The 9,361-nt window shown below is 64.1% G+C and carries 14 protein-coding genes; 10 read left to right on the top strand and 4 right to left on the bottom strand.

Annotated features, from left to right (window positions below; genetic code table 11):
* Positions 1 to 83: 83 nt before the first annotated feature.
* Together E5W87_RS12805 and E5W87_RS12800 are read right to left on the bottom strand one after the other, a co-directional pair.
* The gene (locus E5W87_RS12805) at positions 84 to 1,292 is read right to left on the bottom strand and encodes a beta-ketoacyl synthase (protein WP_292397701.1); all 1,209 of its coding nucleotides are present in this window, start codon (positions 1,290 to 1,292) and stop codon (positions 84 to 86) included.
* Between the two features lie 4 nt (positions 1,293 to 1,296).
* Positions 1,297 to 1,551, bottom strand: coding sequence for an acyl carrier protein (locus E5W87_RS12800; protein ID WP_126104109.1), 255 nt, complete (start codon positions 1,549 to 1,551; stop codon positions 1,297 to 1,299).
* A 198-nt stretch (positions 1,552 to 1,749) separates the two neighbouring features.
* Here E5W87_RS12800 and E5W87_RS12795 point away from each other — a divergent pair, with 198 nt between their 5' ends.
* From E5W87_RS12795 to E5W87_RS12775, 5 genes are read left to right on the top strand one after another with little or no spacing between them, the layout of a single operon-like run.
* On the top strand, positions 1,750 to 2,592 hold the full coding sequence (locus E5W87_RS12795) for an urease accessory protein UreD (protein WP_292397703.1): 843 nt from the start codon (positions 1,750 to 1,752) through the stop codon (positions 2,590 to 2,592).
* 43 nt (positions 2,593 to 2,635) lie between these two features.
* A complete protein-coding gene (locus tag E5W87_RS12790; RefSeq protein ID WP_095484607.1) occupies positions 2,636 to 2,938 on the top strand; it encodes an urease subunit gamma in 303 nt (100 codons plus the stop codon).
* A 25-nt stretch (positions 2,939 to 2,963) separates the two neighbouring features.
* Positions 2,964 to 3,221, top strand: a complete 258-nt coding sequence (locus E5W87_RS12785; protein WP_292397698.1) for a DUF1272 domain-containing protein — start codon at positions 2,964 to 2,966, stop codon at positions 3,219 to 3,221.
* A gap of 31 nt (positions 3,222 to 3,252) precedes the next feature.
* The gene (locus tag E5W87_RS12780; protein ID WP_292397696.1) at positions 3,253 to 3,846 is read left to right on the top strand and encodes a HupE/UreJ family protein; all 594 of its coding nucleotides are present in this window, start codon (positions 3,253 to 3,255) and stop codon (positions 3,844 to 3,846) included.
* 8 nt (positions 3,847 to 3,854) lie between these two features.
* A complete protein-coding gene (locus E5W87_RS12775) occupies positions 3,855 to 4,160 on the top strand; it encodes an urease subunit beta (protein ID WP_077374464.1) in 306 nt (101 codons plus the stop codon).
* Positions 4,161 to 4,186: 26 nt separating this feature from the next.
* Here the strand turns inward: E5W87_RS12775 and E5W87_RS12770 are convergent, their stop codons facing one another.
* Positions 4,187 to 4,681, bottom strand: coding sequence for a hypothetical protein (locus tag E5W87_RS12770; RefSeq protein WP_292397694.1), 495 nt, complete (start codon positions 4,679 to 4,681; stop codon positions 4,187 to 4,189).
* A 126-nt stretch (positions 4,682 to 4,807) separates the two neighbouring features.
* Positions 4,808 to 5,185 carry a hypothetical protein gene (locus E5W87_RS12765; protein ID WP_292397692.1) on the bottom strand — a complete coding sequence of 126 codons (378 nt, stop codon included), beginning with the start codon at positions 5,183 to 5,185 and terminating at the stop codon, positions 4,808 to 4,810.
* Between the two features lie 178 nt (positions 5,186 to 5,363).
* Here E5W87_RS12765 and ureC point away from each other — a divergent pair, with 178 nt between their 5' ends.
* The 5 genes from ureC to E5W87_RS12740 all read left to right on the top strand — a co-directional run.
* Entirely contained in the window at positions 5,364 to 7,076 is a 1,713-nt protein-coding gene (ureC, locus tag E5W87_RS12760; RefSeq protein WP_292397689.1) for an urease subunit alpha, read from the top strand.
* A gap of 44 nt (positions 7,077 to 7,120) precedes the next feature.
* Positions 7,121 to 7,714 carry a hypothetical protein gene (locus E5W87_RS12755; protein ID WP_292397686.1) on the top strand — a complete coding sequence of 198 codons (594 nt, stop codon included), beginning with the start codon at positions 7,121 to 7,123 and terminating at the stop codon, positions 7,712 to 7,714.
* Between the two features lie 153 nt (positions 7,715 to 7,867).
* Positions 7,868 to 8,458 carry an urease accessory protein UreE gene (gene ureE / locus E5W87_RS12750; RefSeq protein WP_292397683.1) on the top strand — a complete coding sequence of 197 codons (591 nt, stop codon included), beginning with the start codon at positions 7,868 to 7,870 and terminating at the stop codon, positions 8,456 to 8,458.
* On the top strand, positions 8,451 to 9,122 hold the full coding sequence (locus E5W87_RS12745; RefSeq protein WP_292397680.1) for an urease accessory protein UreF: 672 nt from the start codon (positions 8,451 to 8,453) through the stop codon (positions 9,120 to 9,122). Before ureE ends, E5W87_RS12745 begins: the two co-directional genes overlap by 8 nt.
* Positions 9,119 to 9,361 (top strand): DUF3995 domain-containing protein (locus E5W87_RS12740; RefSeq protein ID WP_292397677.1); only part of this gene is annotated, 243 nt, incomplete at its 3' end. The genes E5W87_RS12745 and E5W87_RS12740, both read left to right, overlap by 4 nt.

Here is a 9,361-nt window from a genome sequence, read left to right as displayed (position 1 = left end):
GAATTAAGCGCGCCGGGCGGCCCGATCAATATGACGGGTGAAAAGTCTCGCCCGTCCGACAACCAGCCGTGAACCGCCTGCGGTCAGATCGCCTTGACCGCCAGCACCGCGTTGGTGCCGCCGAAGGCGAAGCTGTTGCTCATCGCAACGCGCACTTTGCGCTCGCGCGCCTCGTTCGGCGTGATGTCGAGATCGCAATCGGCGTCGGCCTCGCGAAAATTCGCCGTCGGCGGCACGATGCCGTCGCGGATCGCCATGATGCAGGCGATCAGCTCCAGGGCACCCGACGCGCCGAGGCAGTGGGCGTGCATCGATTTTGTCGACGAGATCGAAAGCCTGTGGGCATGGTCGCCGAAGACGCGCTTGATCGCCGCGGTCTCGATCTGGTCGTTGGCCTTGGTGCCGGTGCCATGCGCATTGAGATAGTCGATGTCTTCCGGATTGAGCCCCCCGTCGACGAGGCAGAAGCGCATCGCCGCTTCCGGCCCTTCGATGGTCGGCGCGACGATGTCGGAGGCATCGCCGGAAATGCCGACCCCGGCGATTTCAGCGAGAATTGTGGCGCCGCGCGCCACCGCATGCTCATAGGTTTCCAGAACCGCCATGCCAGCACCTTCACCTAGCACCAGGCCCTGGCGATCGGCCGAAAATGGCCGGCACGTGTCGGGGGCCAGCACTCGCAGTGCCTCCCAGCCCTTCAGGATGCCCCAGACCAGCGGCGCATCGGTGCCGCCGGCGACCATGATATCGGCGCGGCCGAGCCTGATCTGATCGACCGCCGAGGCGATCGCGTGGTTGGACGAGGAGCAGGCCGAGGTGATGCCGAAGACCGGTCCGCGCAGGCCGAGATTCATGCTGACATGTCCGGCCGCAGCGCCCGGCATCACTTTTGGCACGGTGAAGATGCCGGCGCGATTCTTGCCTTCTAGCAGGATGGCGCGATAGCTCTCTTCGATCGCCTCCCAGCCGCAGACGCCGACGCCGACGATGGTTCCCATCCTGTAGGTGTTGGCTGCGTGCAAGGTCAGCCCTGCTTGTTGCGCCGCCTCCCGCGCGGCAATCGTCGCCAGCAAGCTGAAGCGATCCATCGACACGACCTGCTTGCGGTCGATGCCGTGATCGGGAAGCGTCTTGATTTCACAGCCGACCCTGACTTTCAGGTCATGCAACTCCGAATTGACGATCGGACCGATGGCCGAGCGGCCGGCGCGCATCTCGCCCCAGATCGCGGGTGCATTGGTGCCGAGCCCGCATATGCCGCCGATGCCGGTAATGACGACGCGCTTGTGCATTCAGTCAGGCTTTTTTCGCGATCAGCGCGCGAACCGCCTCGACCATGTCGCCGACGTTCTTCAGGTTGCTCCAGGCATCCACCGTGTTCATCTCGATCTCGATGCCATACTGTTCCTCGAGATCGAAGATGATCTCCGTCAGTTCCAGCGAATGGATGCCAAGAGAGGTCAGTTCGGTAGTGGTGGTGATTTCTTCGCCACCAGGCTCGGCATGAGCCTTGATCTTCGCGATGATGTCGGTTGCCAGCTGGTCAGCCATTCGGTTCCTTCCCCAACCTTGTCGTTTCTCGACGCCAACGGATCAGCGCCTCTTTTTCCCCGGTTCAAATCGTCACCGTCGCCTTCCCGCCAGGCGCTGCGTGACCGTACCAAGATGGCTCCCTCTATAGAAACCGAAACGTTGTCAAGCAACAAGCTATATATCGACAAAGCCGCCGCTGTGCTTAACGTTGGCGCCGTGGATACGATCGAACATGGCCTGACCTCGGTGCTGCCGGCCCAGCGCGTCGCCGGATTGGCGCAGCTCGGCTGCGACAGGAATGGCGGCCGCACGCTTCTTCGGCGCCTCTATCAGGATGGTTCCGCCAAGATCCGCATGCCGGCCGTCTCGGCCGATCCGCTTGAAGCCGTGTTGATCAATACCGCCGGTGGGTTGACCGGCGGCGACCGCATCGGCTGGGAGGTCGACGTCGGCGCCGGCGCCTCCGCCACCATAACGACCCAGGCCTGCGAGAAGGTCTACCGCGCCGCATCCGATCGCGCCGAGGTGCGGGTGAAGCTGACGGTCGGGGCTGGCGGCCGCGTCGCCTGGCTGCCGCAGGAAACCCTCGTCTTCGATCGATCGGCCTTTGCCCGCAGGCTCGATCTGGAGCTTGCCGTGGGCGCCGAGGCGCTGGTGCTTGAGGCGACCGTCTTCGGCCGCCTTGCCATGGGCGAACGCGCGGCGCACGGCAGTTTCCATGACCGCTGGCGCGTCAGTCAGGACGGAGCGCTTGTTCATGCCGAGGATTTCCGCATCGGGCCCGGCATTGCGGCCACCCTGGGCCGTTCCGCGGTGGCCGGCGGCGCCATCGCGATGGCGACGGTGCTGATGATCTCACCGCGGGTGGAGGCTTTGCTCGATCCGGCCCGGGACATTATCGGCGGCCAGGGCGACGCCAGTGTCTGGAGCGTGAAGAAATCTGGCAAGCTTCTTGCGAGGCTGTTTGCCGAGGACGGCTACCAGCTCCGCAAGCGGCTGGTTCCGCTCGTCGAATTGCTCAACGGACGGGCGGGTCTGCCCAAATTATGGTCACTCTGATTCCGATTACGCCACTCCTGATTACGCCATCCTAGGGAAACGCATGAACCTGACGCCAAGGGAAAAGGACAAGCTGCTCATCGCCATGGCGGCGATTGTGGCGCGCAAGCGGCTCGAACGCGGCGTCAAGCTCAATCACCCGGAGGCGATCGCGTTGATCACCGACTTCGTCGTCGAGGGCGCCCGCGACGGCCGCCAGGTCGCCGAGCTGATGGAGGCCGGCGCCCATGTCGTCAGCCGCGCGCAGGTTATGGAGGGCATCGCCGAGATGATCCACGACGTGCAGGTCGAGGCGACGTTTCCCGACGGCACCAAGCTGGTCACCGTGCACGAGCCGATAAGGTGAGGGCCGATAAAGTGAGGAGAGAAAAATGCTTGAGCTGCGCCCCAACTGCGAATGCTGCGACAAGGACCTGCCGCCTGAGGCAATGGACGCGCTGATCTGCACCTTCGAATGCACCTTCTGCGCCGATTGCGTGGCAAATGTGCTGGCCGGCGCCTGCCCGAATTGCGGCGGCAATTTCTCCATGCGCCCGATTCGGCCGGCAGCGATGCTGATGAAATATCCCGCCTCGACAAAGCGCGTCTTCAAGGCCGAGGGCTGCGGTCCGGCCCGCAATGCCGCGTGACGGCACGATCCTGACAACGGAAGGCATATCGATGGTCCCCGCAACGTTCAAACGCACGTCCCTCTCGGCGGTCCTGCTTCTCGCCGCCGCAATGCCCGCCTATGCCCATGTCGGCATCGGCACGACCTCGTCCTGGTCAGCCGGCTTCATGCATCCGCTCTCCGGCCTCGACCACCTGACGGTGATGATCGCGGTCGGGCTGTGGGCGGCGCTCAAGGGCGGCAAGGCGGTTGTCGCCTGGCCGCTCGCCTTCGTCGGCGTCATGCTGGCGGGCGGCGCGCTCGGCATGCTGCAGGTGCCGGTGCCGTTCGTCGAACCGGGCATACTGGCGTCCGTCGTGGCGCTGGGACTGCTGGTCGCGCTTGCGGTCGATCTTCCCGTCTCGGCCGGCGTCGCCATCATCGGCCTGTTTGCGCTGTTCCACGGTCACGCCCACGGCACCGAAGTGCCTGAAAACGCCAGCGGGCTCGGTTACATGGCCGGCTTTGCCGTCGCCACTGCGCTGCTCCATGCCGGCGGCCTCGCTGCCGGTCTTGGCCTCGGCATCAGGTTCCCAGGCCTTGCGCGCGCCGCCGGCGGCGCCTGTGCGGCCGTCGGTGCCGGCCTCGCCTTCGGCGTCTTGTGAGGCTGGCGATGATCCCGGGCGAAATCATCACGGCAGGCGGCGAGATCGAATTGAACAAGGGCCAGCCGACCATCACGATGAAAGTGGCCAACAGCGGCGACCGGCCGATCCAGGTCGGCAGCCACTATCACTTCTTCGAGACCAATGAGGGGTTGAAATTCGATCGCGACAAGGCGCGAGGCATGCGCCTCGACATCGCTGCCGGCACGGCGATGCGCTTCGAGCCCGGCCAAGAGCGCGACGTCACGCTGGTGCCGCTCGGCGGCAAGCGCGAAGTCTACGGGTTTCAGCAGAAGATCATGGGCGCGCTGTGATATTCAACGCGTCGAGCCATTTCGGTTCAGCTGGGCGGCTTGGCCGCCGCGTAGATGACGACCTTTCCGGGATCGTCGAATTCCACGGCGAGGACGTCTTCGGTCAGCACGCGTCGCGAGTCGATGGCGTTGAACAGCAATGCGTTCGCCTCGATCTCCTTGCGCAGTTCCGCAATGTCTTCCTGATGTTCCTTAACCTTGGTCTCGATCTCCGGCGGCGGACCGCCTTCCGTGCGCGCGGCATCGGTGAGAAACACGATATCGACCTTGTCGAGCTTGGAGGTCTTGCGCACCGCGCCGATGTTTTCACGCGTCCGGTCGATCGCCGTGGCGACTTTGCCGGCCTCCACGGCCGTGTTGGTCTCTTCCTGGCCGACCTCCGAGCCGATGATCCTGTTGACGGTGTCCGGGCCTTCAAGACCCTGCGCATTCAGCGCGGCCTGGGGAACGCTCGCCGCGAGAAAGGCAGTTGCGGCAATCATATGCAGCCATCTCGTGTCGGGGAAGGTGGTGATCGCCATCGCTCGCTCTCAGAGCCTCTTTCGAGGCCCGTTTCTACGCCAAAAAGTCGAAACGTGTTCTGCCCTGCGAAGGTTCCCTTCCCGATGCGGCAGGCCGGCCTTGTGCCGACCCGCCATAGCGCATCGTCAGCTCGCTTTCTTGGTGATCAAGGTCAGCGCGCCATTGGTGTCCATGCTGGCGGCGATCACCTGCGCCGAGGTGAGTCCTTTGGCTTCGAGCGCGGACTTGACCTGGGGCGTCGCGTCAATCGAGCTGCGCAATTTCTGCAGGCCATCCTCGCCGCGCTTGGCGATCACTTCATTGACCTTCGTCTTCGTTTCCTCGGGCAGTTCTTCGATGTCGACGACATTGACGGTCTGAATCGCCGGCACTTCCGGCTGAGCGCCGGGCGCCGCGGGAGCGGGCGAAGCCGGCGGCGGCTGCTGCGCGGGCTGTTGCTGGGCGCTGGCAGCGGTCGCGAGCAGGAGGGTGGCGGCGGCTGCGAGAGGTATCGTTTTGCGCATGGATCTTCCTTTCCATCGATTGGCAAACGGTCGCTTTGGGGTGACCTGGCCACCTCAAACGTTAAATGGGATCGGAAAGTGTCGCCGAGCGGGTCATTGCGTGACCATAGGATGGCGACAATGTGGTGCCGGGCTTCGACCGGTTGCATTTTGGGCCGCACTTCAGGAGCAATTGCCGATGGCTAGAATCACCCGCGCCGCCTATGCCCAGATGTACGGCCCGACCGTCGGCGACAAGGTGCGGCTTGCCGATACCGAGCTGATCATCGAGGTCGAAAAGGATTTCACCGTTCATGGCGAAGAGGTGAAATTCGGCGGCGGCAAGGTTATCCGCGACGGCATGGGCCAGAGCCAGGTTTCCCGCGCGCAAGGCGCGGTCGACACCGTCATCACCAATGCGCTGGTCGTCGATGCGTCAGGCGGCATCTTCAAGGCCGATATCGGCCTCAAGGACGGCCGCATCGCCGCGATCGGCAAGGCCGGCAATCCGGATATGCAAGACGGCGTCACCATCATCATCGGCCCCGGCACCGAGATCATCGCCGGCGAGGGCAAGATCCTCACCGCCGGCGGCTTCGACGCGCATATCCACTTCATCTGCCCGCAGCAGATCGAGGAAGCGTTGATGTCGGGCATCACCACCATGCTCGGTGGCGGCACCGGCCCGGCGCATGGCACGCTGGCGACGACCTGCACGCCCGGGCCGTGGCATATGGCGCGCATGATCCAGTCGTTTGACGCCTTCCCGATGAACATCGGCCTGTCGGGCAAGGGCAACGCATCCTTGCCGGCCGCGCTCGAAGAAATGGTGCTGGGCGGCGCCTGCTCGCTGAAGCTGCACGAGGATTGGGGCACGACGCCTGCGGCAATCGACTGCTGCCTGTCGGTCGCCGACGACTACGACGTGCAGGTGATGATCCACACCGACACGCTGAACGAGTCCGGCTTTGTCGAGAACACGGTCGCGGCGATCAAGGGCCGCACCATCCACGCTTTCCACACCGAGGGCGCCGGCGGCGGCCATGCGCCTGACATCATCAAGGTTTGCGGCCTGCCCAACGTCATCCCGTCCTCGACCAATCCGACCCGCCCCTACACGGTCAACACGCTGGCCGAGCACCTCGACATGCTGATGGTCTGCCATCATCTGTCGCCGTCGATCCCCGAAGACATTGCCTTTGCCGAAAGCCGTATCCGCAAGGAGACCATCGCCGCAGAAGACATTTTGCACGACATCGGCGCCTTCTCGATCATCTCGTCGGACAGCCAGGCCATGGGCCGCGTCGGCGAAGTGGCGATCCGCACCTGGCAGACCGCCGACAAGATGAAGCGCCAGCGCGGTTCGCTGCCGCAGGAGACCGGCAACAACGACAATTTCCGCGTCCGCCGCTATATCGCCAAATACACGATCAACCCGGCCATCGCGCATGGCCTGTCGAACGAGATCGGCTCGGTGGCGGTCGGCAAGCGCGCCGACCTGGTGCTGTGGAACCCGGCCTTCTTCGGCGTCAAGCCCGACATGGTGCTGATCGGCGGCATGATCGCCGCCGCCCCGATGGGCGATCCTAACGCTTCGATCCCGACGCCGCAGCCGATGCACTACCGGCCGATGTTCGGCGCCTATGGCAAGGCGATGACCAACTCGTCGGTGACCTTCGTCTCCAGGGCTGCGCTCGATGCCGGCCTGCGCGGCAAGCTCGGCGTCGACAAGCAGATGGTCGCAGTCGAAAACACCCGCGGCGGCATCGGCAAGCATTCGATGGTGCTCAACGACGCCACCCCGCACGTCGAGGTCGATCCCGAAACCTATGAGGTGCGAGCCGACGGCGAGCTACTCACCTGCGAGCCGGCCACGGTGCTGCCGATGGCGCAGAGGTACTTTTTGTTCTGATCCATCGGCGCTATAGCTGACGCAGAACATGCCGCCTAGGGCCCATGAACCAGCAACTCCCCTACGCCCACGACATCTTCCCGCACATCCGCATCATCTTGGGCATGGTGATCGGGCTTGGCGTCACGCGGCTGCTGTCCGGGGTGGCCCGCATTGTCCAGCATCCCGGGCAGTACCGGCTCTACTCAGTGCATCTGGCCTGGGTTGTGTCGGTGCTTTTGATGCTGGTGCATTTCTGGTGGTGGGAGTTCGGCCTGTTCCAGATCGAGACCTGGACCTTCGGCAAGTACCTGTTCATCATCTTCTACGCGGTCACGCTGTTCCTGCTCTGTGCGCTGCTGTTCCCGGACTCAATGCTGGACTACACCAGCTACGAGGATTTTTTCTACTCGCGCCGCGCTTGGTTCTTCGGCCTGCTGGCGGCGACTTATCTGCTCGACGTGATCGATACGCTGCTGAAAGGGCCCGAGCATTTTGCCCGCTTCGGCGTTGAATATTTGTTCCGCACCCCGGTGTTCGTTGCGCTTTGTGTCATCGCGATGCTTGTCAGCGACCGTCGCTTTCACATCGCCTTTGTCGCCGCCGCCCTCGTCTACCAGATATCGTTTATCCTGCGGCTCTTCGACACGATCGTTTGACTACAGCGCCGCGCGTCCTTCCGGACGCGCAAAGGACGCTGTAGAAACTTGACTTGGCGCATGATCCTTCCCGAAATCGAATTCGATTTTGGGGTCATGCGCATTGGGTCTGCGGGCGGGATGGTCTAGGCTTTTTGGAGAGGCAGGTTTTACATGAAGCTCGACATCCGCACCGACTTCACCAAATTTCCGCGCGCCGTCTCGGTGCTCGCCGCCGGCGAGGCAGGAGCGATCACGCCCTATGATCGTGCCGTGCTCGCCCATGACGAGCGGCATTTGCGCCGCAGGGTCATCGAACTTGCCGGTGGCGACAGGGTGCTGGTCGATCTGCCCGAACCGGTTGCCTTGGGCGATGGCGACCGGCTGGTGCTGGAGGATGGCCGTCATGTCGAGATCATCGCGGCTGAGGAGCCTCTCTATGACATCCGTGCTGAGAGCGCCGTTCACCTGGCCGAACTTGCCTGGCATATCGGCAACCGGCATCTTGCGGCCGCCATCGAGGCGGAACGCATCCTCATCCTGCGCGATCATGTCATCAAGGCGATGCTGGAAGGGCTGGGTGCGGTCGTGCTTGATGTCTCCGAACCGTTCAAGCCGGTGCGCGGTGCCTATTCCGGGCATGGCGGGCACGGCCACGACCACGCTCATGCCGAGGCGCACGCGCACAGCCACGCCGAAGCGCATTCCCATGCCCATAGCGAATCGCATTCGCACAGCCACTCGCACGACCATGACCATGACTGACCAGCCTTCCAACGTCGCCCTGTTGCGGCTGATGGCGTGGCTGTCGCCTTCCTTTCCGGTCGGCGGCTTTTCCTACAGCCATGGTCTCGAACGCGCCGTGCACGACGGACTGGTTACTGACAGCAAAGACCTCGCTGCATGGCTGGAGACGCTGATCGAGATGGGCTCGGGCTGGAACGATGCCGTGCTGTTTGCCGAAAGCTGGCGGCGCGCCCGCGCGGGCGGCGATCTCGATGAGATCGTGGCCCTTGCCCAAGCATTGGCCGGCTCGCGCGAGCGTCACACCGAAACCATGCTGCAGGGCGCAGCCTTCCTGAAGGCGGCATCTGCCTGGCCGTGTCAGGTGCTGGACCGTCTGCCGGCCGAGTGCCCCTATTGCGTCGCCGTCGGCGCAATAGCCGGCGGCAACGCAATCGCCCTGCAAGACGCGCTCTCCGCCTTCCTGCAGGCCTTCTTCTCCAATCTCGTCCAGGCCGCGATCCGGCTCGGCGTCGTCGGCCAGACCGGAGCGACCGCGCTGCTCGCCGGCTTCGAGCCGCTGGCGCTCAGCGTCGCCGCTCGCGCCGCCGGCTCGACGCTTGACGATCTCGGCGGCTGTGCGTTCGTCTCGGATGTCATGGCGATGAAGCACGAAACACAGTATTCGCGATTGTTCCGCTCATGATCATTCTCGCCTTCGCGCTCTCGCTGGTCCTGCTGCTGATCACCACGCTGCATGTCTATTGGGGCATTGGCGGCATCTGGCCGGGCAGGGATGCCGCCTCCTGCGCCCGCGCGGTAGTCGGCTTTCGCGGCGTCGACGAAATGCCGGCACCCTTCGCCAGCTTCGCCGTTGCCGCATGCCTCGGCCTGGCGACGCTGTGGCCGATGGCGCTCGAAGGCGTGTTTGCCATGCCCTTTCCC

The organism is Mesorhizobium sp. (assembly GCF_004962925.1).
Taxonomy (GTDB): Bacteria; Pseudomonadota; Alphaproteobacteria; order Rhizobiales; family Rhizobiaceae; genus Mesorhizobium.
The sequence above is the reverse complement of the archived record's forward strand: the minus strand, read 5'-3'. Positions and strand labels throughout refer to the sequence as shown.